Below are 23105 nucleotides of genomic sequence, written 5' to 3'. Positions count from 1 at the left end.
TGTTATCTCCCCGTGATTTGCGGGAGCGGCTCGAAGAAAATCTTGTGTATCGGTTCGGGAAATGGAAACCCGACCTATAGTTCCAAGGGTTCCCAGCGTCTGTTCGCCGGAGAGGCACCCGCACCCATGAGCCCGTCACCGGACGCCCCCGTCCGCCGCGGAGGCGAGGACCTGGCGGACTACGCGTCGCTTCTCCGCCGCCGGTGGCCCATCGTCCTCTCCCTGTTCCTCGCCGGAACCGGTTGCGGCCTCACCCTGCTGTGGCTCACCCCGCCCTCCTACACGGCCTCGGGGCAGGTCCTGGTGACCGCGACCGGCTCTCAAGAGCAGACCAACCAGGTCACCAGCCGCCAGCGCGAACCGCTCAACCTCGACACCGAGGCCCAGGTGGCCCGCTCCGCGGTGGTCGCCGCGAAGGCCCGCCGGCTGTTCGGCGGCCTTCCCTGCGCCGCGGAGGTCTCGGTGCCGCCCAACACCTCGGTCCTGGAGATCTCCTGCGGCGCCGCCGACCCGAGGGCCGCGGCCTCGGGCGCGAACGCCTACGCCCTCGCCTACCTGGCCCAGCGCCACGAGTCCTCCACCCAGACGCTCGCGGCCCAGCTCAAGGTCGTGCTGCTCAAGCTGAGACAGGCCAACGCGGGTCTCACCAAGGTCGCCACCGAGCTTCCCGGCCTCGGCAGGGGGACCACCGAGCGGGCCCTCGCCCTCCAGCGGCAGAACGTCCTCTCCCGCCAGGTCCACAGTCTCACCGCCCGGTACGACGCGCTCAAGACCGTCGCCGTCACCCCCGGCTCCGTGATCAGCCAGGCGACGGCACCGGCCGGGCCCACCACCCCCCGCCCGCCCCTCTACCTGGGCAGCGGCCTGATGGTGGGGCTGCTCTGCGGCGTCGGGGCCGCATGGCTCCGCGACCGCCTCGACACCGCCCTGCGGACCGCCTCCGACATCGGGCGCCTGACCGGCCTCGACACCGTCAACAGCGGGGAGGGGCACGACCTGGCGGGCGCGGTGCTCGTGGTCGCCGTCCCCGGCACCTCGTCGCGCGAGGTGAGGGACGCCGTACGGGCCCTGAACGATCGCGGGGTCCCCGTGGTCGGCGCGTTCGTCATCGGCGACGGGGCCCCTCCGCCTCCCGCGTCCTCCTCCGCTTCCCCCGTTCCCTCCTCCCCTTCCTCGCGGGTTCCGCGCGCCGCGCAGGCTCCCCAGACGCCGCGGCTTCCCGAGGCCTCGCAGGCCTCCCGTGCCGCGCAGGCCCCGTACGGCTCGCAGGCGCCGCAGGTCGCGCCCGCGCCGCGCTCCGGCGGGGCGCGAGACCGCGAGAGCCTTCCGAGGAGAGCCGGGCGACCTCTCGCCGGCCTTGCGAGCGGCACGGCGAGCGGCACGGCGAGCGGCACGGCGAGCGGCCTTGCGAACGGCATGACGAGCGGCATGGCGGGCGTCGCGGCGAGCGGTATGACGGCCGATCCGGCCGCCGCCGAGCCGCCCGGCGAGAGCCCGGAGGGGCCCGTCCGGCCGGGAACGCGCGGGACGAGCGGGGCGAGCAGGGCGAGCAGGGCCGGCGGCGACGGAGCGTACGGACCTGCCGGAGCGGCCGAGGCGCCGCTCTCCTCCCACGCGTACGGGAACGTTCCACCGAACCGGCAGGCGGCGGTCGGGCGGAGGGGGCGCAGGTCGTGAGAGGTCCGCGCCCGGCCGCCTGGCCGATCGCCGCGCTCCTGGTGGGATACCCGGTCTGGTGGGCGCTCGGCTTCGGGGGCCTGTCGGTGATCGTGGTGGCCCCGGCGATGGCGCTGGTCCTGTGGCGGAGACGGCCGATCAGGGCGCCGCGCGGCTTCGGACTCTGGCTGCTGCTCCTCGCGGGTTACGCGATCAGCGCGCTCATGCTCGGCGAGATGCCCCCCGGCACCTACGGCGAGTTCGGCGCCGGGCGCCTGGCCGGCTACCTGATGCGCCTGTGCCTCTACGTCTCACTGCTGATCATGGTGCTCTATCTGGGCAACCTGACGGAGGAGGAGCTGCCGCAGCTCACCCTGGTGCGGATGCTCGGCGCGCTGTTCGTCACGACCGTCGCGGGCGGCCTGCTGGGCGTGTTCGCCCCGCGCGCCGAGTTCACCTCGCCGGTCGAGATGGTCCTCCCCGGCTGGATCAGCGGCAACTCCTTCGTCCACAACCTGATCCACCCCACCGCCGCCCAGGTGCAGAAGGTCCTCGGCCACGCCTCGCCGCGGCCCGAGGCGCCGTTCGAGTGGGCCAACGCCTGGGGCGGCAACCTCTCGGTGCTGCTCATCTGGTTCGTGGTCGGCTGGTGGGTGTACGGCGGGCCGCGCAGGCGCCTGGCCGTGATCCCGCTGGCCGCGCTGGCCGCGATCCCCGTCATCTACTCGCTCAACCGCGGCCTGTGGATCGGGCTCGGCGTCTCCGTCGCGTACGTCCTGCTGCGCCTGGGCACCCGGGCCCGCGTCGTGACCTGCGCGGCCCTGGCGGCGGGGGCGCTGGCGTTCGCCCTCAGCCCGCTGCAGGCGATGGTGGCCCAGCGGCTCGACCGCCCGCACAGCAACGACATCCGCGCCTTCACCGTCTCCGCGACCATCGCCGCCGCGGGCACCGCGCCGCTCATCGGGTACGGCAACACCCGCAACGCCACCGGCAACCACCGGACGATCACCACCGGCAAGAGCGACTGGTGTCCCGGCTGCGGCCACCCGCCGCTGGGCGGGGACGGCCAGCTCTGGCACCTGATGATCACACAGGGCTTCACCGGGGCCGCGCTCTACGTGGCGTTCTTCGCCGGGGCCGTCCGCCGCCACTGGCGCGACCGGAGCCCGATCGGCCTGGCGGGGGTCCTCGTGATGATCCTCACCCTCCTCTACATGTTCGTCTACGACGGGCTGGTCACCCCGCTCAGCCTGTACCTCGTCTCGTTCGCGCTGCTCTGGAGGAACTCGATGCCGAGCACGGCCGCATGAACGACGCCCGCGCCCGCCTGCGCTACCTGGACCAGACCCTCGACCTGCTGTTCCCCGGCCCCGGCGACCCGAGCCCGTACACCCTGCTCCCGCACCGCCTGCTCCCCCGCAGGCTGGTCCCCCGCGCGTGGTGGCACCCCGGCGGGAGGGTCACCGTGCCGTCGGGCCGCGACGGCATCGAGAGCCACCTGAGCGAGGTGTTCGGCACTCCCGTCCGCGTCACGCTGCGCGTGCGGCCCGCCCGGCGGGCCAACCGCAAGCCGATCCTGGAGGCGCGCGCCGCCGACGGGCCGATCGCCTTCGTGAAGATCGGCGACACCGACCTGACCCGGGAGCTCGTCGCCCACGAGGCGCGGACGCTCGGCCTGCTCGCCGGTGTGCCGCTGAAGACCGTCGTCCCGCCCGCCGTGCTGCACCACGGATCGTGGCGCGGCCTGTCCGTGCTGGCACTCACCCCGCTTCCGGTACGGCGGGGGCGGATACCCGCCGACGTCCTCACCGACGCGATCGCCGAGATCGCCCGCATTCCCGGAGACCGTGTCCCGGACCACGTCCCGGACCACGTCCCGGAGCGCGCCCCGCTCGGCGGGCCCGCCCGGGGAAACCCGGATCCGAGCGACCCGTCCCCCGGGGATCCGGCTCCGGCGGGCCCGCTTCCCGGAGACACGGGCCCGGGTCCGGGCCCCGGGGAGCCGTCCTTGGGGCAGGGGTTCTCCTGGCACGGCGACCTGACGCCGTGGAACATCTCGCGCGGCCCCGACGAGCGGCTGCTGGTCTGGGACTGGGAGCGGTTCGGCACCGGGGTGCCGCTGGGCTTCGACGCCGTCCACCACTTCTTCCAGCGGGCCCTGCGCCGCGACGACCCGGCCGTCGCGGCCAGGGCCTGCGTGGCGCGGGCCCTGCGGATCCTGGCCCCGTTCGGGCTGTCGGCCGCAGAGGCCCGGCTGACCGCGCTCCGCTACCTGATCGCCCTCGCCGACCGCCACGCGGCCGACGGCCACGCGCCCCTCGGCCCGCCGGAACTCTGGCTCACCCCCCTCGCCGACTCCCAGGAGACCCTCCTGTGAAGCCCGCGCTGAAGCGTTCGGCCCACGCGGCGTCGGAGGTCGTGGGCCGTCTCACCTCGGGAAGCCGGGTGCTGCCCTCCTTCCTCATCATCGGGGCGCAGCGCTGCGGCACCACCTCCCTGTACCGCGCCCTGTCCCAGCACCCGCTCATCCTGAAACCCGTCCTGCGCAAGGGCGTGCACTACTTCGACACGGCGTACGACCGCGGCCCGTCCTGGTACCGGGCGCACTTCCCGCTGCGGATGTCGGCCTCCCGGCTGGCCCGCAGGTACGGCCACCGCCCCCAGGCGTTCGAGTCGTCGCCCTACTACCTGTTCCACCCGCTGGCCGGTCCCAGGATCGCCCGCGACCTGCCGGGCGCCAAGCTGATCGTGCTGGTCCGCGACCCCGTCGAGCGCGCCTTCTCCGCGCACGCCCACGAGCTGGCGAGGGGCTTCGAGACGGAACGGTCCTTCACCAGGGCCGTGAGGCTGGAGGAGGAGCGGCTGGCCGGGGCGGCGGAGGCCCTGCGCGCCTCGCCGCACGCGACGAGCCTGGCCCACCGCCACCACGCCTACCTCGCCAGGGGCCGTTACGCCGAGCAGCTCGCCCGGCTGGATCCGCTGGTCGGCCGCGACCGGCTGCTCGTCCTCGACAGCGGCAGGTTCTTCGCCGAACCCGACCTCGCCTACGACCGCGTGCTGGCGTTCCTCGGGCTGCCGCACCTCGGCGACCCGGTCTTCGAGCGGCACAACACCCGGGCCAGGCCGGGCCCCATGCCCCGCAAGCTCCGTCGCGAGCTGACGGCCTACTTCGAGGAGCAGGACACCCTGCTCACCTCGTGGCTGGGCACGGAACCGTCGTGGCGCCGCTGATCCCCGCCCGCCTGACCAGGCTGACCGGGGCCGCGCGGGGCGGGGTGGCGGGGCTGGCGGGAGCGGGCACGGGTGCCGCCGCGCAGTTCCTGACGGTCGTGCTGGTCATCAGGGGGGTGGGGCAGGAGACGGCCGGTCTCTTCTTCTCGGGAACCGCCCTGTGCCTGGTGGCCGCCGCGGTCCTGCGGCTGGACGCCGGTAACGGGCTGGTCCACTTCATCGCCAGGTCCCGGTCGTCCGGCTACCACCGCGCCTCCGGCTACGTCCGCGCCGCGCTCGTCCCGGTCGCGGCGCTCTCGCTCGCGGCCGGCGCGGCGGTCATCCTCACCACCTCCGACCCGGTGCTGCGGGTGCTGGCGGTGGCCCTGCCCGCGGTGGCGTGCTCGGGCGTCGTGGTGAGCGCGACGCGCGGGTTCGGCTCGATGCGGCCGACCGTGCTGCTGGACGGGGTGCTGCAGCCGCTGACCCAGCTGCTCCTGGTCGGGGCGGTGGTCCTCGCGGGCCGCGACTCCGTGCCGCTGCTCGCCGCGGCCTGGGCGCTGCCGTACCTGCCGGTGCTGCTGCTGGCCTCGATCTGGCTGCGCCGGCGGCTGCCCCGGCCCCCGCACCCGCCGGGCACCGCTCACGCGCCAGGCACCGTTCACCCGCCGGGCACCGCTCATCCGCCGGGCACCGCGCGCGAACTGTGGCGCCACACCTGGCCCCGGTCGCTGGCGTCCGGGACACAGGCGGTGTTCCAGCGACTGGACGTCGTGATCGTGGCACTGCTGGCCGGGCCCGCCGAGGCCGCCGTCTACACCGCCGCCACCCGTTTCAAGATCGTGGGTCAGCTGGCCGGTCAGGGGCTGGCGCAGGCCACGCAGCCGAGGCTGGTACGGGCCCTGGCCGAGGGCGACCTGTCGCGCGCCCGGGAGCTGTACCAATCGGCCACCCTCTGGCTGGTCGTGCTGACCTGGCCGATCTGGCTGGGGTACGCCGCGCTCGCGCCCTGGCTGCTCGGCGCCGTCTTCGGGGACGGCTACACCGGCGGCGCGCCGGTGGCGTTCGTGCTGGCCGCGACGATGATGCTCGCCACGGCCTGCGGGATGGCCGACGTGGTGCTGACCTCCGCCGGGCACACCGGCTCCAGCCTGGCCAACCTGGCCACCGCCGTGGCGACGACGGTGGCGCTGGACCTGCTGCTGATCCCCTCGATGGGCTCGCTCGGCGCCGCCCTGGGCTGGGCGGGGGGCACGGCGGTCAAGAACCTGCTGCCCCTGTGGCGCATCCACCGCCTGTACGGCCTGCGCCCCTTCGGCACGCACGGCCTGACCGCCCCGGGCGCGGGACGGGCGCCGTGACCGCGCGACCCGGCCGCCCCGGACGCCGTGCCCACACGCGGTCCCGCCGACCCGAGGACCCGGGCGCGGGGCGGGCGCCGTGACACCCGTGCTGGTCACCGGGTTGCCCAGGACCGGGACGAGCTGGACGGGCAGGATGCTCGCGGCGGGCGGGGAGCTGGTCTACGTCAACGAGCCGCTCAACCCCGAACACCCGCCGGGCCGCTCCCCGGGTGTCCTCGACGCCGTGGTCGGCCACCGCTTCCAGTACATCTGCCCCGACAACGAGCGGGCCTGGCTGCCCGCCTTCGCCCGCACGGTCGCGTTGCGCTACGGGTTCCTGCCGGAGTTGCGCCGCAACCGGTCACCGTACGACCTGGCGCGGATGGTCCGGTACGGCACCGCGTTCACGCTGGGGCGGCTGGGCGGGCGCCGGGCGCTGCTGGACGACCCGTTCGCACTGTTCTCCGCCGGGTGGTTCGCCGACCGGCTGGGCTGCCGGGTGATCGTCCTGTCGCGCGACCCGGTGGCGTTCGTCGGCAGCTGGCAGCGGCTCGGCTGGACGGTCTACTTCCACGAGCTGCTCGAACAGCCGCTGCTGATGCGCGACCAGCCCCACCTGGAGGCGTTGCGCCCGCTGATCGGCTCCCAGGACCGCGTCGCCAAGGCCGTGGCCCTGTGGCGGGCGGCCGGGACCACCGCCGCCGGCCTGGCCGAGCGGCACCCGGGGATCATGCTGGTCCGCTACGAGGACCTGGCCCGTGACCCCCTGGCGGGCTTTCGCCGCCTGTACGAGTGGGCGGGCCTGACCTGGTCGGCCCGCGCCGAGGAGCGCGTCCGCCGCGCGTGCACGGCCGCGCCGGGCACGACCGCACCAGGGATGGCCACCTCAGCGGGTCCCGGCGGCTTCGCCTGGAGCGGCCTTTCCCGCACGGCCTACCGGCCGATGGACTCGCGCCGCGCCCTCGCCGAGGCCGGTGCCCGGCTGAGCCCCGAGGAGGCCCTCCGGGTCAGGGAGCTGGCCTCCGCCAAACGCTGAGACGGCCGGTCAGGAAGCGCGGCGAGGAGCCCGGACACCCCCTCAGGAGAAGAGGCCTCGCACGAGGGAGACCGTGAGGAGCCTGAGCGCGTACGGCAGGTCGTCGACCAGGTAGCGGCGGGCGAGCCTGCCCGGCTCCCGCGTCAGCCGGAAGACCCACTCCAGGCCGCCACGGCGCATCCACGCCGGCGCCCGCCGGACGGTGCCCGCGGCGAAGGCGATCGCCGAGCCGCAGCCGACGAACCAGGTGCCCGGCAGGTCCCGGCGGAGCGAGGCGATGAGCCGCTCCTGCCGGGGGAAGCCGAGCCCGACGAAGACCAGCCGGGGCGCGGCGGCGATCACGGCGTCGCGCACCCGGGCGTAACTCTCCGGATCGTCCTCGAACCCGTACGGCGGGGTGGCGACCCCCGCGATCACCAGGTTCGGATGGCGGTTCACCAGCTCGCGGGCCGCCTGCGCGGCCGTGCCCCGGGGACCGCCCAGCAGGTACACGGGATGGCGGTAGAAGGCGGCCGCCTCCGACAGGGACCAGATCAGGTCCGCGCCGGTGACCCTGCCGGGGAGGGGGGTGCCGAGCAGTCTCGCCGCCCACACCAGCGGCATGCCGTCCGCCACCGCGAGGTCGGCGCGCTCGACGAACCGGCGGGCCCGGGGGTCTCGGGCGACGGTCCGGCTGATGTCGACGTTCGGGGTGACGAGGTGGCCTCCCTCACCGCGTTTCAGAGCGGCGACCACGTGGTCGACGACCTCGCTCTCGGTCATCGGGTCGACGGCGACCCCCGCCACGCGCACGCGCCTGCGCAGCCGCCTGCGGGTGGCCCTGTCGGGCCTGGGCCTCCGGCGGGGGACGGCCGAGGTCGCCCCCCGCCTCGCGACCGGCGTCCCGGCCCGCCCTGCGACGGCGGGCAGGCCGGGCACCGGATCGTGACCGGTGGTCGCGGACCGGTGGTCGGCAGGCGACGGGATCGGCGTCGCGGCGTCACGGGCGACCGGGATCGCGGCCGGCTCCACCTCCGACGGCACGACCGGCGAGTCGTGGCGCATGACCACCGACGGACGCTCGACGACCCGCCCCGACACGGGCGGAACGGAGCGAACCGTGGCGCGCGAACGCTCGACGGCCCGCCCCTCCGCGGGTGGAACGACCGGCGGACCGTAGCGAACCGTGACGCGCGGGCGCTCGACAGCCTGCCCGGCCGTGGACGGAGCGAGCACCGGACCGTGGCGGGGGAACACCGGCGGTCGCTTGACGGCCTGTCCCGTCAGGAGCGAGGCGACCGGCGGGCCGTAGGGCGGGCGCTCGGCGACCGGGTCCGTCGCGGGCGGCACGATCCAGGCACCGTGGCGGAGGGTCACCCTCGGCTGCTCGATGATGGGCGTCATCAGATGCCGTGCCCCCGGTGGTTCAGGACGCTGAGCATGGTCCTCGCGGGGACCAGGCCCGCCGCCACCGCGAGCGCGATGGGCGCGCGAGGCTCGCCGTGGCGGGCGGTGAACGCCCGCCAGGCCCAGCGGCCCGCCTCCCGCCGCTGGCCGAGGGCCGCGTGGTGGAAGGCGAGCTGGCCGTAGACCCGCGCCGCGCCGCGCGGATCCACGGCCAGATCAGGGTGCCGGGCGAGCATCCACTGCAGCCCGGCGATCCGGTCGGCCCAGCGGGCCACGTACGAGGAGCCACCCCAGCGCACCCGGACCAGGGGCCGGTCGACGTGCACGATGGGGTGCTGGGCGGCGGCGCGCAGCGCCAGGTCCCAGTCCTCGTTCTGGCCCTTGGGGGCGCTCTCGTCCGCCCAGAGGCCGCCGCGCCGGAACAGGAACGTCGAGGAGTGCACCATCACCATCCGCGAGCGCACCAGGTGGCGGTAGGTGACGCGGCTCGTCCCGGCCAGCCTGGGAATGCGGCGCGATCCGTACTCGACCTCGATGGCGCAGCTGCAGAAGCGCGCGTCCGGCTCCGCCTCCAGGGCGGCGACCTGGGCCTCGACCTTGCCGGGCAACCACAGGTCGTCGTCGTCGCAGAAGGCGACCATGTCGGTGCCGAGCGCCGCGATGCCGGTGTTGCGGGCACCGGGCAGGCCCGGGGTGAGCCGGTTGGCCATCACCCGCACCCCGCGCGCGGGCGCCTCGCGCCGGCCCGGCGCCAGTGCCCGGCTGGCCAGGAGGTCGGCCACCTGGTCGGCGACCCAGGCCGGATCACCCCGGTCCACCACGACGACGACCTCGACGGGGCCGGGGTGGTCCTGGCCGAGCACGGCGAGCGTGGCCGCGCGCAGTTGGTCAGGCCGGTGCCCCCGGGTGGGGATGACGACACCCACCGATGTGTTCACGCGACTCTCCTGTGATAGCCATATTTGATCATGAGGGGCCAGGTCAGCGCGGCGACCAGGCGCGACTGCCGGGACGACGCGACGGCGCGCCAGCTGTCGTCCCTGGTCAGCTCCGTGCGGCCGACCGTGAAGCGCACGGGGTTGCCCGATGCCGTGTGCGCCGTCGAGAACTCCGCCCAGCCGCCCGAGAGGAAGTCGAGGCGGCACGGGAGCCCGATCCTGGCGATCACGCGCCTGAGCGTGTCGGCCGGGGCGTCGAGCAGGTCCTCGTAGCGGATCCGGGTGACCGGGACACCCCTGCGGGCGAGGAGTTCGAGGCTGAGGTTCTCGCTCAGCCAGTGCAGCGAGGTGCGGGAGGGCGACCAGTGGGTCATCGGGCGCCCGTCCTCGGGACGCGCGACCCTCCTGCGCCAGGAGTGCGCGACCGCGCGGGGGTCGCGGACCACGTGGACGACCTGGACGTCGACTCCGGCCGCCGCGAGGCAGAAGGCCAGCGAGGCGTGCTTGCTGGAGTCGATCACGACCGGGCAGTCGGCGACCTCGCCCGCCGCGTTGTACAGGTCGCGGTGGACCGCGGCGTACTCGTCCAGCTCGGCGGTGCCGGGGGTCGGCCACCTGCCGGTGCCCGCTTGCTCCTCGGCCAGCAGCCTGGCCAGGGTCGGGACGCGGCGGGTCCGGTCGACACGGGACCTGAGCGCGATCATCCGGTGGGCCAGGCCCTCGGACCAGCCGCCGAACGCGCGCTCGCCGACCTTCTCCCAGAAGGGGCACGACCCGAAGCGCTCGCCGCACCCGCAGGACTCGTCCGCGAGCACGCTCCTGGCCCAGAGGTGGACGACCTCGCCGAGCGGCGCGATGCCGGGGACCTCCCCGAGCAGGCGCTCCAGCAGCGTGGTCCCGCTGCGGCCCAGGCCGCCCAGGAATACCACCCGAGCAGGTGACGGACTATCAGACACAGGCACGAATCCTTACCCGACGGATACGGAACGTGCCGAGGCTAGCGCGGAGCGTAACGGAGGGGTCAGAGAACGGACAAAGGATCTACCCAGCGGGTGTAACGCCGCCCGTCTCCTGAACGGGGGGGCACCGAAACCCCGCCCCCGACACCGGGCAGGCCACGGGCATGAGAGGGCACGAACCCACGGTCGGCGGCCGACGAACAGCGAACCGCCCGCGGCCCGGCGTGGCCCTCCCACAGCGCGCAGGACCCACGCGGAGGACCCACGCGCAGGATCCGCGGCCCGGCGTGGCCCCCCACAGCGCGCAGGACCCACGCGCGGGATCCGCGGGCCGCCGTGCCCCTTCCACACCGCGTACGAACACCGCGGCCCGCCGTGGTCCTCCCGTCGCGTACGGGAGGGAGCCACGGCGGGCCGCGGGCGGCGAGGTGTGCCTACCGGGCGTCGACGATCATGCCGGCGCCGACCGTGTTGTTGGTGGACTCGTCCACCAGGATGAACCCGCCGGTGAGGCGGTTGCGGGCGTAGTCGTCCACGAACAGGGGCTGGGTGACGCGGAGCGAGACCCGCCCGATCTCGTTGAGGCCGAGCGACTGGGCCGTCTCGTCCCGGTGCAGGGTGTTGACGTCCAGCCGGTAGTGCAGGTCCTTGACCAGGGCACGGGCCGTGCGGGTGGTGTGCTTGATGGTCAGCTTGGTGCGCGGGGCCAGCTTGGCGGTGTCGGCCATCCAGCAGACCATCGCCTCCAGCTCCTGGGAGACCTGCGGCTGGTTGTTCGGGCGGCAGATCATGTCGCCGCGCGAGATGTCGATGTCGTCCTCCAGCCGGAGGGTGACCGACATCGGCGGGAACGCCTCGTCGACCGGCCCGTTGAAGGTGTCGATCGACGCGATGCGCGTGGCCAGGCCGGAGGGCAGGTGCATGACCTCGTCGCCCGGCTTCAGCACCCCTCCGGCGACCTGGCCCGCGTAGCCGCGGTAGTCGTGCAGGGAGGGGTCGGTGGCCCGCTGCGGGCGGATGACGTACTGCACGGGGAAGCGCACGTCGACCAGGTTGCGGTCGGAGGCGATGTGCACGTGCTCCAGGTGGTGGAGCAGGGAGGACCCGTTGTACCAGGGCGTGTTCTCCGAGCGGGACACCACGTTGTCGCCGTGCAGCGCCGACATCGGGATGAACGTCAGGTCCGGCGCGTTCAGCTTGGAGGCGAACGCGGTGAACTCCTCGCGGATCTCCTCGAACCGCTCCTGGGAGTAGTCGACCAGGTCCATCTTGTTGACGGCCAGGACCAGGTGCGGCACCCGGAGCAGGGTGGTGAGGAAGGCGTGCCGCCGCGACTGCTCCAGCACGCCCTTGCGCGCGTCGATCAGGACGATCGCCAGGTCGGCGGTGGAGGCGCCGGTGACCATGTTCCGGGTGTACTGGATGTGCCCGGGGGTGTCGGCGATGATGAACTTGCGCTTGGGAGTGGCGAAGTAGCGGTAGGCCACGTCGATCGTGATGCCCTGCTCCCGCTCGGCCCGCAGGCCGTCGGTGAGGAGCGACAGGTCGGTGTACTCGGTGCCGCGGTCGCGGGAGGTGCGCTCGACGGCCTCCAGCTGGTCCTCGAAGATCGCCTTGGAGTCGAAGAGCAGCCGCCCGATGAGAGTCGACTTTCCGTCGTCGACACTTCCCGCCGTGGCGAAGCGAAGAATGTCCATTAGCGCTGCTCTCCAGGGGTCGTACGGCGTGCGCGGCGGGACCGCGCGGGAAGGGGCTCACGGGAGACCGGGCGGGCCGGCCGGCACGGGGAACCGGGGAGACGGACGCTCACTAGAAGTATCCCTCCCGCTTGCGGTCCTCCATGGAGGCCTCCGAGGCGCGGTCGTCGGCACGGGTGGCGCCGCGCTCGGTGATCCGGGTCACCGCGATCTCCTCGATGATCGCCTCGACCGTCGCGGCACTCGACTGGACGGCTCCGGTGCAGGTCACGTCGCCGACCGTGCGGTAGCGGACCGTCATGTCCAGGAGCGACTCGTCGTCGTCGCGGGTGATGAACTCGCTGTCGGCCAGCAGCATGCCGTCGCGCTCGAACACCTTGCGGGTGTGGGCGAAGTAGATCGAGGGGATCTCGATCTCCTCGCGCCGGATGTAGTCCCAGATGTCGAGCTCGGTCCAGTTGGACAGCGGGAACACCCGGATGTGCTCGCCCTTGCGGATCCTGGCGTTGTAGAGGTTCCACAGCTCGGGGCGCTGGTTCTTGGGGTCCCACTGGCCGAAGTCGTCGCGGAAGGAGAACACGCGCTCCTTCGCGCGGGCCTTCTCCTCGTCGCGTCGGGCGCCGCCGAACACCGCGTCGTACTCGTTCTCCTCGATCGCGTCCAGCAGCGTGGTGGTCTGCAGCCGGTTGCGCGAGGCCCTGCGGCCGGTCTCCTCGACGACGCGTCCGGCGTCGATGGAGTCCTGGACGCTCGCGACGACCAGGCGGGCGCCCAGCTCCGCGGCGCGGCGGTCGCGGAACTCGATCACCTCGGTGAAGTTGTGCCCGGTGTCGACGTGCATCAGCGGGAAGGGAATCGGCGCCGGCCAGAAGGCCTTCTCCGCGATGCGGAGCATGACGATCGAGTCCTTGCCCCCCGAGAAGAGCAGACAGGGACGCTCGAACTCCGCCGCGACCTCGCGCATGATGTGAACAGCCTCTGCCTCGAGGACGTCGAGCTGCGACGTGGTGTAGTCGCGCTGAAGCATCAGACTCTCCTAGCGGGGATTAGCGGTGCAGATCCCGGATTCCAGCGAGCAACGTTGGCGCCAGTCCCGGTAGGGATACAAGAATATCCGGCAACGAGGGGTCGGGCTGGTTGTAGATCAGCGGCGAGCCGTCGATGCGGCTCGCGTGGACCCCGGAGGCGAGTGCCACCGCGACGGGCGCGGCCGAGTCCCACTCGTACTGGCCCCCGGCGTGTACGTAGGCCTCGACCTGGCCGGTGAGCACGGCGGAGATCTTGGCGCCCGCCGAGCCGATCGGCACCAGGTCGGCTCCGGCGAGGCGGGCCAGGTTCTGCACGAACTCCGGCGGGCGGGTCCGGCTGACCGCGATCCGCGGCCTGGCGCCCGCCTCGGGGGCGGGCGGCACGGGAGGTTCGAGGGTGGAGAGCGTACGGCCCTGGGCGGGCAGCGCGACGGCCCCGGCCGTCAGCGTGCCGTGCTCCCAGAGCGCCACGTGGACCGCCCAGTCGGCGCGGCCCTCCTCGGCGAACTCGCGGGTGCCGTCGAGCGGGTCGACGATCCAGACCCGCTCGGCGCGCAGCCTGCGCGGGTCGAGGCGCTCCTCGCTGGTCGCCTCCTCGGACAGCACACTGTCACCCGGACGCAACCGGGACAGGGCCTCCATCAGGAACACGTGGGAGGCGGCGTCGCCCTCCTTGCGAAGCTCGGACGGGTCGCCGAAGCCCCGCTCCGCGCGCAGGGCCGCCAGCTTCTCGCCGGCCGTCGTCGCCAGCTCCGCGGCGAGTGTGTGATCGTCGCGAACGGTCATCAGTATGCTCCAGCTCCTCGCGCGACAGCCGACCAAGTCTTCCACAGGATCTGCAGGTCCAGCATGAGGGACCAGCTCTCCACGTAACGCAGGTCCAACTGTACGGATTCCTCCCAAGAGAGGTCAGAACGACCACTTACCTGCCAGAGGCCGGTCATTCCCGGCTTGACGAGTAATCGGCGGCGGACGTCGTCACCGTACCTGGCGACCTCCTCGGGTAGCGGCGGCCGGGGGCCGACCAGGGACATGTGCCCCAGGACCACGTTGATCAGCTGGGGCAGCTCGTCCAGCGAGTGGCGGCGCAGCCGGGCGCCCAGCGGGGTCACCCTCGGATCGTCGCGGATCTTGAAGAGCATGCCGTGCCCGTCGCTGGAAAGGGTGATCTTCCGGCGCTCGGCGTCGGCGCGCATCGTCCGGAACTTGTAGATCGTGAACTCGGCGCCGTCGCGGCCCACCCTCGTCTGCCGGAAGAACGCGGGCCCCGGCCCCGAGGCCCGTACGGCCAGCGCCACCCCTGCCAGCAGCGGCAGCAGTGCCGCCAGCAGCAGCCCGGCCCCCACCCGGTCGAACAGGTTCTTGAGCACCTGGCGCAGGCCGGAGATCTCGGGGTGGTCCACGTGCAGCAGCGGCAGCCCCGCCGCCGGGCGGATGGTGGTGCGCGGCCCGGCCACCTCCATCAGCGCGGGGGCCACGATCAGGTCCGTGTCGGTCTTCTCCAGCCGCCAGGCCAGCCGCCGCAGCGCCACCCCGTCCATCTCCGGGCAGGCGAGCACGGCCACGGTGTCGGCGGAGACCTGCCCGACCGCGAGCGCGACGTCGGAGAAGTCGCCCAGCACCGGCACGCCCTCCACGTCGCCCATTCCGTCGTGCGGGGCGCACGCCGCGACGACCTCCATGCCGTGGTAGCGCGCCCCGCGGAACCCGCGGACCAGCTCGGCGATCGCCGCCCGGTGGCCGACGGCCACCACCCGCCGCATGCATTCGCCCCGCGCCCGCCTGCGGTGCAGGGAGCGGCGCAGGGCGTAGCGCGCGAGGAGGGTGAGCAGCGTCGTCAGCGGCAGCGCCAGCACCACGTAACCCCGGGCCACCTCGATCTTGGTGAGGTAGGCGCAGACGGCGAAGGCGGCGGTGAGCATGAAGCCGCACTGCAGGATCCGCTGGAACTCCTCCGAGCCCAGGCCGATCAGCCGGGGCTCGTAGACGCGGTTCAGCGCGACCACGCAGACCCAGACGGCGGGCAGGGCCGCGCTCAGCACGACGTACGGGAAGACGTAGGCGGTAACCTCGCCGAATCGAACGAACAGCGCGAGGGCCCCGGCCAGGGCGGCGCAGGCCGTGTCGGCGGCGAAGGCCGTCGCGCGGTATTCCTGCACCCAGCCCGGCACGCGCCGGCGCGCGGCCGGAAGAGGCCCGGTTTTCCGCGCCTCCCCTGTCTCCTGTGCGGCCTGGACTGCGGTCACGTCGCGCACGCGCTCCCCCTGCGTAACCGTTCACGGACAGACAGTTATGGAATGGTAGCGGCGACGGGAGAGGCCCGAAGGTTGAAGACCGAAACGTACATCTCTGTGGATGTCGAGGCCGATGGTCCCATTCCGGGGCCGTATTCAATGGTCAGCTTTGGTATGACCGTGGCCGGGCGGATGACCGGAAAGGTCTTCGAGCCGGTGGATCCGCAGGCCCACACGCACTACGTGGAGCTGCGGCCGATCAGCGACGACCACGTTCCCGAGGCGCTCGCCGTGAGCGGGCTGGACCGGGAGACGCTGCTGCGCGAGGGCCGTGACCCGGCCGAGGCGATGCGGGCGGCCGCCGCGTGGATCCGCGAGGTGTGCGGGAACAGCTCGCCGGTGCTGGCGGCCTACCCGCTCTCCTACGACTGGATGTGGATCTACTGGTATTTCATGCGCTTCACCGGCGTCTCGCCGTTCGGGCACTCGCGCTGCGTCGACCTCAAGACGCTGTACGCGGCCAAGGCGGGCGTGCCGATCGGCTGGGCGACCAAGCGGCAGATGCCCGAGCACCTGAGGTCCCGGCGACCGCACACCCACAACGCGCTGGACGACGCGATCGAGCAGGCCGAGCTGCTGCAGAACCTGATGGCGTTCGACCCGCCCCGCCCCTGAACGGGCGGACCGGTTACCGGGGCGGGCCGGGCCCCGGGAAGCCGGGAAGCCGGGAAAGGCTACCGGGGCGGGCCGGAGACGTTCAGGTCTCCGGTGTGGAAGGCGTTCTGGGTCGGCTCCAGGCCGGCCCTGATCAGCGACTCCACCACGTCGGCGGCCCGGTCGACGAGGAAGGCGAGGTCCTTGCGCTCGGCGGTGGCGAAGTCGCGCAGGACGTAGGCCGCGGCGTCCATCCGGCCGGGCGGGCGGCCGATGCCGAACCGCACCCGCAGGTAGTCCTTGGTCGCCAGCGACTTGGTGATCGACTTCAGCCCGTTGTGGCCGTTGTCGCCGCCCCCGAGCTTCGCCCTCAGCGCGCCGTACGGGATGTCCAGCTCGTCGTGGACCACGACCACGCGGGCCGGGTCGACCTTGTAGAAGTCGGCCAGGGCCTTGGTCGGCCCGCCGGAGAGGTTCATGAAGGACAGCGGCTTGGCCAGCACGGCGGGGACGCCCGCCAGGCGGCCCTCCACCACCTCGGCCCGTGACCTGTGCGCCTTGAACCGTCCCCCGGCTCGCGCGGCGAGCTCGTCAAGGACCATGAACCCCGCGTTGTGCCGGTTCCCGGCGTACTCCGGCCCGGGGTTTCCCAGGCCCACGACCAACCAGCGGTCCACGATCGGCATCCCTTCACACGCGCGTCAGGGCGGCCCGGTCCCGGGCCGCCCTGACAGATCTAGCAGAGAAAACTACTCGGCGCTCTCGGAGCTCTCGCCCTCGGCGGCCGGGGAGGCCTCGGTCGTCTCGGCGGCCTCGCCCTCCGGCTCGGCGACCGGGGTCGGGGCGACGATCAGGACCAGCGCCTCGGGGTCGGCGGCGAGCGTCGTGCCCTCGGGCAGCTTCAGGTCGGCGGCGGTGATCTGGGTGCCGACCTCCAGGCCCTCGACGTCGACCTCGACGCCCTCGGGGATGTGGGTGGCCTCGGTCTCGACGGAGACGGAGACGAGCTGCTGGTCGAGGATGCCGTCGGCGACCTCGCCCACCACGGTGACGGGGATTTCGACGGTGACCTTCTCGCCGCGACGGACGAGGATGAGGTCGACGTGCTCCAGGAAGCCCTTGATCGGGTCACGCTGGACACCCTTGGGCAGGGCCAGCTCGGCCACCGCGCCCTCAAGGCGGATCAGCACGTTCGGCGTACGCAGGGCGAGCAGCAGGTCGTGACCCGGCAGGGACAGGTGCTGGGGGTCGGTGCCGTGCCCGTAGAGGACGACGGGGACCTTGTTCTCACGACGGATCTTGCGGGCGGCGCCCTTGCCGAACTTGTCACGGAGCTCGGTGGTGATGACCACTTCGGACATGGCTGATCTCCTAGGGATCTTGGGAATCGGAAAGGTGCGTTCCCCCTCACCCGCCCTAGCGGAAGGCGTTACGAACGCACGCAATCCCACAACCCTACCGTGTCAACGGTGACGCGAGACGCATCACGGCCCCGGCCACCCTCGGGAGAGCCCTGGCCCGCCCTCCCGTGAGGGGGTCGGCCGTCCTCGCGGAGTCCCGGCTGTTCCCACGGGGGCCCGGCCGGAAGGTCCCGCCGCCCCGGGAAGGCCGGGGCCGTCCGGACGGCGAAAGACCCCGCCCCGGGGAACACGTCGACGACGGGTTACCGGGAGACGGGGTCCAGGTGTCAGCTGTCGCCCTCGAAGAGGCTGGTCACCGAGCCGTCGTTGAAGACCTCGTTGATCGCGCGGGCGATCAGGGGGGCGATCGACAGCACGGTGAGCTTGTCGAACCTCTTGTCCTCCGAGAGCGGCACCGTGTTGGTGACGATGACCTCGGAGATCCCGGAGTTCTTCAGCCGGTCGACCGCGGGGTCGGAGAACACCGCGTGGGTGGCGGCCACGACCACGTTGGTGGCGCCCTGCTCGTACAGCGCGTCGGCCGCCTTGCAGATCGTTCCCGCGGTGTCGATCATGTCGTCGATCAGCACGCAGGTACGGCCCTTGACCCGGCCGACGACCTCGCTCACCTTCACCTGGTTGGCCACGTCGAGGTCGCGGCGCTTGTGGATGAAGGCCAGCGGGGTGCCCAGCGTGTCGGCCCAGCGCTCGGAGAGCCGCACCCGGCCGGTGTCGGGCGAGACGACCGTGGTCGTGGCCAGGTCGAGCTTGTCCTTGAGGTAGTTGACCAGGACGGGCATGGCGAACAGGTGGTCCACCGGGCCGTCGAAGAAGCCCTGGATCTGGGAGGTGTGCAGGTCGATCGACATCAGCCGGTCGGCCCCGGCCGTCTTGAACATGTCGGCCATCAGGCGGGCGGTGATGGGCTCGCGGCCCCGGCCCTTCTTGTCCTGGCGGGCGTAGCCGTAGAACGGCATGATCACGGTGATCCTCTTGGCGGAGGCGCGCTTGAGGGCGTCCACCATGATCAGCTGTTCCATGATCCACTTGTTGATCGGCCAGGTGTGGCTCTGCATGACGAAGGCGTCGCAGCCGCGGACCGACTCCTGGTAGCGGGCGTAGATCTCCCCGTTGGCGAAGTCGCGCAGCGTGGTCGGCGCCGCGTCGACCCCGAGGTGGCTCGCCACCTCGTCCGCCAGCTCCGGGTGGGCGCGCCCGGAGAAGAACATCAGGTTCTTCTCACCCGTCTGCTTGATGCCGCTCATGCCGTCCTCCTCGCCTGACAGCACACCGATGCCCGCGCGACGCTGCCGTGCCCACCGGGCCGCTCGCTTCGCTCACTCACGTCTGGCTCCCCTGTTGTTTCCCGGCCTCGGCGGCCCGTAGCGCCGCCGCGGCCGATCTGGTGCCCGCGCGCCTGCGCACGACCCACCCTTCGATGTTGCGCTGCCGCGCGCGAGCCACCCCGATGGCCCCGGGAGGGACATCGGAGTCGACGACCGAGCCCGCGGCCGTGTACGCGCCGTCACCGATGGTGACCGGCGCGACGAGCATGGTGTCGCACCCGACGAAGGCGCCCTCGCCCACCGTCGTGTGGTGCTTGTTGACCCCGTCGTAGTTGACGAAGATCGCCGAAGCGCCGATGTTGGCGCCGGCCCCGATCGTGGCGTCGCCCACGTAGCTCAGGTGGGGCACCTTGGCGCCCTCTCCGACCTGGGCGTTCTTCATCTCGACGTACGTCCCCGCCTTGGCCTTGCGCGCCAGGACCGTGCCGGGGCGCAGGTAGGCGTACGGCCCGACCAGGGCCTCGGGGCCGATCACGGCGTCGACGCAGACGGCGTTGCGCACCAGCGCGCCCTCACCGACGATCGTGTCGGTCAGGGTGCTGGCGGGGCCGACCTCGGCGCCCTCGGCGACCGTCGTGCAGCCGTGCAGCTGGGTTCCCGGGTGGATCACCACGTCAGCCTCGAGGATGACGTCGACGTCGACCCACGTGGTGGCCGGGTCGATCACGGTCACCCCGGCCCGCATGTGGGCCTCCAGCAGGCGCGCGTTGAGCACCTTGCGGGCGAAGGCCAGCTGCACGCGGTCGTTGACGCCCTCCACCTCCACGTAGTCGGCCGCGATGTGCGCGCCGACCCGGTGGCCGTCCTCGCGCAGGATCGCAAGGACGTCGGTGAGGTACTCCTCGCCCTGGGCGTTGGAGGCGGACACCCGCTTGACCGCGTCGGCGAGCAGGAGGCCGTCGAAGGCGTAGACGCCGGAGTTCATCTCCTTGATCGCCCGCTGCGCGGCGTCGGCGTCCTTCTCCTCGACGATCTCCAGGACGGCGCCCGAGTCGTCGCGGACGATCCGGCCGTAGCCGCGCGGATCGGGGACCTCGGCCGTGAGCACGGTGACGGCGTTGCCGTCCTCGCCGTGCCGTTCGAGCAGGGCGGCGAGGGTCTCGGTGCGCAGCAGCGGCACGTCGCCATAGGTCACCAGGACGGTGCCGTCGATGGTGCCGGACGTCTCCAGGGCGGTCCTGACCGCGTGGCCGGTGCCCTTCTGCTCGGTCTGGACGACGGCCTGCGCGTCGGGGTCGGTCCCGGCCAGGTGCGCCTGGACCCGCTCCCGTTCGTGGCCGATGACGACAATGAGCCGCCTGGGTTCGAGACCCCGGGCGGCGGAGAGCGCGTGGTCGACCAGGGTCCGGCCGCACAACTCATGGAGGATCTTCGGTGTTCTCGACTTCATCCGGGTGCCCTCGCCTGCGGCGAGGACGATGACGGCTGCCGGGCGCGGCACACTCACGGACGAGGCTCCCTCGGCGTCGCGGCTGAGACATGGCGAAGCGCGATGACGGATGTCCACCCCCAGGGGGTGGCATCGTCACCTGCTCGACAACGTGAGGATACCTTCCCCCTCGGGAAGCCACTCAGCCGACCAGCCGAGCGAATAAAACAGACACACGGGGATGGCTCCGGCACCAGGACTCGAACCTGGACAACAAGGACCAAAACCTTGCGGGCTGCCAATTACCCAATGCCGGATCGGCCAGGCGATCGAGACGGTGTCCGCGCACCCGGCACCCCTACGATACAGAGCCCGCGCCGCCGAACGCGCCTCGTTTACGGACCCGCTTCGGCGGCCCATCCCGTGCCCGCACGCCCGTCACACGCGCCCGCGCGACCATGCGCGCGCGAGGGACCCCGTTTAGCAGGTCGGCGGGGGGTAGAACAAGTGATGGACCCGCTACGGCGTCAATCCCGAAGAGTCATGTTCCAGACATTGGGTTCTTAGGTGTTCCTAACTTACGATGGCGTAGGTTACGGTGGCGTAGCCGCACATGAGTCCTTGGCCTTTTCCGAGCCACCGCGAGGTAGCGCATGACCCTCATCGAAGAACGGCCTGCTTCGGGCCCCAAACCTGACTTCGACCCCGAGCGAAAGACCCTGCCCGAGATCATCACCTTCGGGGTGGTGGTCGGCGCCCCGCTGATCGCCCTGGTGGCGGCCGTGCCGTTCGCCTGGGGCTGGGGACTCGGCTGGTCCGACATCGTCATCGCGGGTGTCTTCTACGTGGTCACCGGGCTGGGCGTCACCGTCGGCCTGCACCGCCACTTCACCCACGGTTCCTTCAAGGCCAAGCGCCCGCTGAAGATCGCGCTGGGCATCGCCGGCAGCCTCTCGATGGAGATGTCGGTGCTCGACTGGGTCGCCACCCACCGCAAGCACCACAAGTTCTCCGACAAGGAGGGCGACCCGCACTCGCCGTGGCGCTTCGGCACCGGCTTCGTGGCGGTGTCCAAGGGCCTGCTCTGGGCCCACATGGGCTGGCTGTTCGAGGCCGACCGGGCCAACCGGGAGAAGTACGCGCCCGACCTGGTCAAGGACCCCGACATCATCAAACTGCACAAGCTCTTCCCGGTGCTGGCGATCACCACGATGGTCGCTCCCGCGCTGCTGGGCGGACTGCTGACCTGGTCCTGGTGGGGCATGGCGACCGGCTTCTTCTGGGGCACACTGGTCCGGATCGGCCTGCTGCACCACGTGACCTGGTCGATCAACTCCATCTGCCACGTCTTCGGCGAGGAGGCCTTCGAGTCGCGCGACAAGTCGCGCAACGTGTGGTGGCTGGCCATCCCCTCCTTCGGCGAGTCCTGGCACAACCTGCACCACTCCGACCCCACCTGCGCCCGGCACGGCGCGCTGAAGGGACAGATCGACCTCAGCGCGGGTGTCATCCGCATGTTCGAGAAGGCCGGATGGGCGTACGACGTCCGCTGGCCCACGCCCGAGCGCCTGGCCGCCAAGCGCATCGCCGCCTGACCCGGGGTTCGGTTGCCGTCAGGGAGCGGGGAAACGCCATTATGAGAACCGTGAGCGAACCCCGACGGCGCATGTCAGGCAAGGAACGCAGGGAACAGCTGATCCAGATCAGCAGGACCCTCTTCGCGGAGAAAGGGTTCGACGGCACCTCGGTGGAGGAGATCGCGGCGACCGCCAACGTCTCCAAGCCGGTGGTCTACGAGCACTTCGGCGGCAAGGAGGGCGTCTACGCGGTCGTCATCGACCGGGAGATGCAGAAGCTGCTGAGCCTGGTGACCGAGGCGCTGTCCGCCTCGCACTCGCTGATCAAACTGGAGCGGGCGGCCCTGGCCCTGCTGGCGTACGTGGAGGAGAACAGCGAGGGTTTCCGCATCCTCGTCCGCGACTCGCACGCCGCCTCGGGGACCGGCACGTTCGCCAGCCTGATCAACGACATCGCCAGCCAGGTCGAGGACGTCATGGTCGACGAGTTCGTCGAGCGCGGCTACGACCCCAAGCTGGCTCCCATGTACGCCCAGATGCTGGTCGGCATGGTGGCGCTGACCGGCCAGTGGTGGCTGGACGTGCGCAGGCCGCCGCGCGAGGAGGTCGCCGCCCACCTGGTCAACCTGGCCTGGAACGGCCTGACCGGGCTGGATCCCAACCCCCGGCTGACCGCCGCCTCGCGCGGCCTGGAGCAGCGGCTCTCCCACCCTCCGCAACGCCCCGCCGATCCCCACCCGTCCGGCCCGCAGCCCCACTCCTCCGGCTCCCAGCCGCACGTCGAGGGGACGGAGGGGGAGTTACACACCGGGGAGACCCTGCCGCAGCCGCAGCCGCCCTCGGCCGGGCCGGCCCCGGCCCCGCGCCCCGAGCTACCGCCGCCCCCGACGGAGAAGGAGATCCGGGAGCTGGAGAAGGCGCGCGAGCGCGAGCTGAGGAACCAGGAGAAGCTGCGCGAGCGCGAGCTCAAGGAGCAGGAGAAACTGCGGCAGCGCGAGCAGCGCGAGGCCGAGAAACTGGCCAGGGAGCTGGAGAAGGTACGGCTTCGCGAGCAGCGTGAGCTGGACAAGGCCCGCGAGCGGGAGTATCGGGAGCAGCAGCGATTACTGAGGGAGCAGGAGAAGGCGCGTCTCAAGGAGACCAAGGCCGCCGAGCGCGACGCCCTCAAGCAGGCGAAGCTCGCCGACCAAGAGCAGGGAAAGCTTGAACCAAGTGAGTAAGCAACAGCGCTCGTTGAGACTAAATTAACGTTCCGTTCAATCAAAGCGGGCA

General features: G+C 72.2%; 20 protein-coding genes and 1 tRNA gene. 9 read left to right on the top strand and 12 right to left on the bottom strand.

Going from position 1 to position 23105, the window contains the following annotated elements; genetic code table 11:
* Positions 1-126 precede the first annotated feature (126 nt).
* The 6 genes from AC5L38_RS18675 (at position 127) to AC5L38_RS18650 (ending at position 7245) form a co-directional block, all read left to right on the top strand.
* The gene (locus AC5L38_RS18675; RefSeq protein WP_495244075.1) at positions 127-1677 is read left to right on the top strand and encodes a YveK family protein; all 1551 of its coding nucleotides are present in this window, start codon (positions 127-129) and stop codon (positions 1675-1677) included.
* Positions 1674-2966, top strand: coding sequence for an O-antigen ligase family protein (locus tag AC5L38_RS18670; RefSeq protein ID WP_495244074.1), 1293 nt, complete (start codon positions 1674-1676; stop codon positions 2964-2966). Before AC5L38_RS18675 ends, AC5L38_RS18670 begins: the two co-directional genes overlap by 4 nt.
* Positions 2963-4033 carry a hypothetical protein gene (locus AC5L38_RS18665; RefSeq protein ID WP_495244073.1) on the top strand — a complete coding sequence of 357 codons (1071 nt, stop codon included), beginning with the start codon at positions 2963-2965 and terminating at the stop codon, positions 4031-4033. The genes AC5L38_RS18670 and AC5L38_RS18665 overlap by 4 nt, the downstream gene beginning before the upstream one ends.
* Entirely contained in the window at positions 4030-4887 is an 858-nt protein-coding gene (locus AC5L38_RS18660) for a sulfotransferase family protein (RefSeq protein WP_495244072.1), read from the top strand. The genes AC5L38_RS18665 and AC5L38_RS18660 overlap by 4 nt, the downstream gene beginning before the upstream one ends.
* The gene (locus tag AC5L38_RS18655; protein WP_495244071.1) at positions 4875-6227 is read left to right on the top strand and encodes a lipopolysaccharide biosynthesis protein; all 1353 of its coding nucleotides are present in this window, start codon (positions 4875-4877) and stop codon (positions 6225-6227) included. Before AC5L38_RS18660 ends, AC5L38_RS18655 begins: the two co-directional genes overlap by 13 nt.
* A gap of 79 nt (positions 6228-6306) precedes the next feature.
* Positions 6307-7245 (top strand): sulfotransferase, encoded by a 939-nt coding sequence (locus tag AC5L38_RS18650; protein WP_495244070.1) that lies wholly within the window; start codon positions 6307-6309, stop codon positions 7243-7245.
* Positions 7246-7287: 42 nt separating this feature from the next.
* Here the strand turns inward: AC5L38_RS18650 and AC5L38_RS18645 are convergent, their stop codons facing one another.
* The 7 genes from AC5L38_RS18645 to AC5L38_RS18615 all read right to left on the bottom strand — a co-directional run bounded on the left by AC5L38_RS18645 (position 7288) and on the right by AC5L38_RS18615 (position 15499).
* Entirely contained in the window at positions 7288-8628 is a 1341-nt protein-coding gene (locus AC5L38_RS18645) for a WecB/TagA/CpsF family glycosyltransferase (protein ID WP_495244069.1), read from the bottom strand.
* Complete coding sequence (locus AC5L38_RS18640) at positions 8628-9569, bottom strand: glycosyltransferase family 2 protein (protein ID WP_495244068.1); 942 nt, start codon at positions 9567-9569, stop codon at positions 8628-8630. Before AC5L38_RS18640 ends, AC5L38_RS18645 begins: the two co-directional genes overlap by 1 nt.
* Positions 9566-10498 (bottom strand): sulfotransferase, encoded by a 933-nt coding sequence (locus AC5L38_RS18635; RefSeq protein WP_495244067.1) that lies wholly within the window; start codon positions 10496-10498, stop codon positions 9566-9568. The genes AC5L38_RS18640 and AC5L38_RS18635 overlap by 4 nt, the downstream gene beginning before the upstream one ends.
* Positions 10499-10962: 464 nt before the next feature.
* Complete coding sequence (gene cysN / locus AC5L38_RS18630; protein WP_495244066.1) at positions 10963-12225, bottom strand: sulfate adenylyltransferase subunit CysN; 1263 nt, start codon at positions 12223-12225, stop codon at positions 10963-10965.
* Positions 12226-12337: 112 nt separating this feature from the next.
* On the bottom strand, positions 12338-13252 hold the full coding sequence (gene cysD, locus AC5L38_RS18625) for a sulfate adenylyltransferase subunit CysD (protein ID WP_362851172.1): 915 nt from the start codon (positions 13250-13252) through the stop codon (positions 12338-12340).
* A 19-nt stretch (positions 13253-13271) separates the two neighbouring features.
* On the bottom strand, positions 13272-14039 hold the full coding sequence (locus tag AC5L38_RS18620) for a 3'(2'),5'-bisphosphate nucleotidase CysQ (RefSeq protein ID WP_495244065.1): 768 nt from the start codon (positions 14037-14039) through the stop codon (positions 13272-13274).
* The gene (locus tag AC5L38_RS18615; protein WP_495244064.1) at positions 14039-15499 is read right to left on the bottom strand and encodes a sugar transferase; all 1461 of its coding nucleotides are present in this window, start codon (positions 15497-15499) and stop codon (positions 14039-14041) included. Before AC5L38_RS18615 ends, AC5L38_RS18620 begins: the two co-directional genes overlap by 1 nt.
* A gap of 180 nt (positions 15500-15679) precedes the next feature.
* On the opposite strand from AC5L38_RS18615, the gene AC5L38_RS18610 reads away from it, so the two are divergent.
* A complete protein-coding gene (locus tag AC5L38_RS18610; RefSeq protein WP_495244063.1) occupies positions 15680-16162 on the top strand; it encodes a 3'-5' exonuclease family protein in 483 nt (160 codons plus the stop codon).
* A 59-nt stretch (positions 16163-16221) separates the two neighbouring features.
* On the opposite strand, the gene pth is transcribed toward AC5L38_RS18610, so the two are convergent.
* The 5 genes from pth to AC5L38_RS18585 all read right to left on the bottom strand — a co-directional run bounded on the left by pth (position 16222) and on the right by AC5L38_RS18585 (position 20573).
* Entirely contained in the window at positions 16222-16827 is a 606-nt protein-coding gene (pth, locus tag AC5L38_RS18605; protein WP_495244062.1) for an aminoacyl-tRNA hydrolase, read from the bottom strand.
* Between the two features lie 63 nt (positions 16828-16890).
* Entirely contained in the window at positions 16891-17502 is a 612-nt protein-coding gene (locus AC5L38_RS18600; RefSeq protein ID WP_495244061.1) for a 50S ribosomal protein L25/general stress protein Ctc, read from the bottom strand.
* A 326-nt stretch (positions 17503-17828) separates the two neighbouring features.
* Positions 17829-18806, bottom strand: coding sequence for a ribose-phosphate diphosphokinase (locus AC5L38_RS18595; protein WP_495244060.1), 978 nt, complete (start codon positions 18804-18806; stop codon positions 17829-17831).
* 76 nt (positions 18807-18882) lie between these two features.
* Positions 18883-20334, bottom strand: coding sequence for a bifunctional UDP-N-acetylglucosamine diphosphorylase/glucosamine-1-phosphate N-acetyltransferase GlmU (gene glmU, locus AC5L38_RS18590; RefSeq protein ID WP_495244059.1), 1452 nt, complete (start codon positions 20332-20334; stop codon positions 18883-18885).
* A gap of 164 nt (positions 20335-20498) precedes the next feature.
* Positions 20499-20573, bottom strand: a tRNA-Gln gene (locus AC5L38_RS18585).
* Between the two features lie 336 nt (positions 20574-20909).
* Between AC5L38_RS18585 and AC5L38_RS18580 the strand changes: the two genes are divergently transcribed.
* The gene (locus tag AC5L38_RS18580; protein ID WP_495244058.1) at positions 20910-21851 is read left to right on the top strand and encodes an acyl-CoA desaturase; all 942 of its coding nucleotides are present in this window, start codon (positions 20910-20912) and stop codon (positions 21849-21851) included.
* Positions 21852-21892: 41 nt separating this feature from the next.
* On the top strand, positions 21893-23053 hold the full coding sequence (locus AC5L38_RS18575; protein WP_495244057.1) for a TetR/AcrR family transcriptional regulator: 1161 nt from the start codon (positions 21893-21895) through the stop codon (positions 23051-23053).
* Positions 23054-23105 lie beyond the last annotated feature (52 nt).

The sequence above is a fragment of the Streptosporangium nanhuense genome (assembly GCF_059358815.1).
This window is presented reverse-complemented; position numbering and strand designations above follow the sequence as displayed.

Excerpts from the sequence above, each read along its gene's own strand:
- AC5L38_RS18645 (WP_495244069.1), bottom strand. The coding sequence starts at position 8,628 with ATGACGCCCATCATCGAGCAGCCGAGGGTGACCCTCCGCCACGGTGCC.
- AC5L38_RS18580 (WP_495244058.1), top strand. The coding sequence starts at position 20,910 with ATGACCCTCATCGAAGAACGGCCTGCTTCGGGCCCCAAACCTGACTTC.
- AC5L38_RS18610 (WP_495244063.1), top strand. The coding sequence starts at position 15,680 with ATGACCGGAAAGGTCTTCGAGCCGGTGGATCCGCAGGCCCACACGCAC.
- AC5L38_RS18595 (WP_495244060.1), bottom strand. The coding sequence starts at position 18,806 with ATGAGCGGCATCAAGCAGACGGGTGAGAAGAACCTGATGTTCTTCTCC.
- cysD (WP_362851172.1), bottom strand. The coding sequence starts at position 13,252 with ATGCTTCAGCGCGACTACACCACGTCGCAGCTCGACGTCCTCGAGGCA.
- pth (WP_495244062.1), bottom strand. The coding sequence starts at position 16,827 with ATGCCGATCGTGGACCGCTGGTTGGTCGTGGGCCTGGGAAACCCCGGG.
- AC5L38_RS18665 (WP_495244073.1), top strand. The coding sequence starts at position 2,963 with ATGAACGACGCCCGCGCCCGCCTGCGCTACCTGGACCAGACCCTCGAC.
- AC5L38_RS18675 (WP_495244075.1), top strand. The coding sequence starts at position 127 with ATGAGCCCGTCACCGGACGCCCCCGTCCGCCGCGGAGGCGAGGACCTG.
- AC5L38_RS18600 (WP_495244061.1), bottom strand. The coding sequence starts at position 17,502 with ATGTCCGAAGTGGTCATCACCACCGAGCTCCGTGACAAGTTCGGCAAG.
- AC5L38_RS18575 (WP_495244057.1), top strand. The coding sequence starts at position 21,893 with ATGAGAACCGTGAGCGAACCCCGACGGCGCATGTCAGGCAAGGAACGC.
- AC5L38_RS18620 (WP_495244065.1), bottom strand. The coding sequence starts at position 14,039 with ATGACCGTTCGCGACGATCACACACTCGCCGCGGAGCTGGCGACGACG.
- cysN (WP_495244066.1), bottom strand. The coding sequence starts at position 12,225 with ATGGACATTCTTCGCTTCGCCACGGCGGGAAGTGTCGACGACGGAAAG.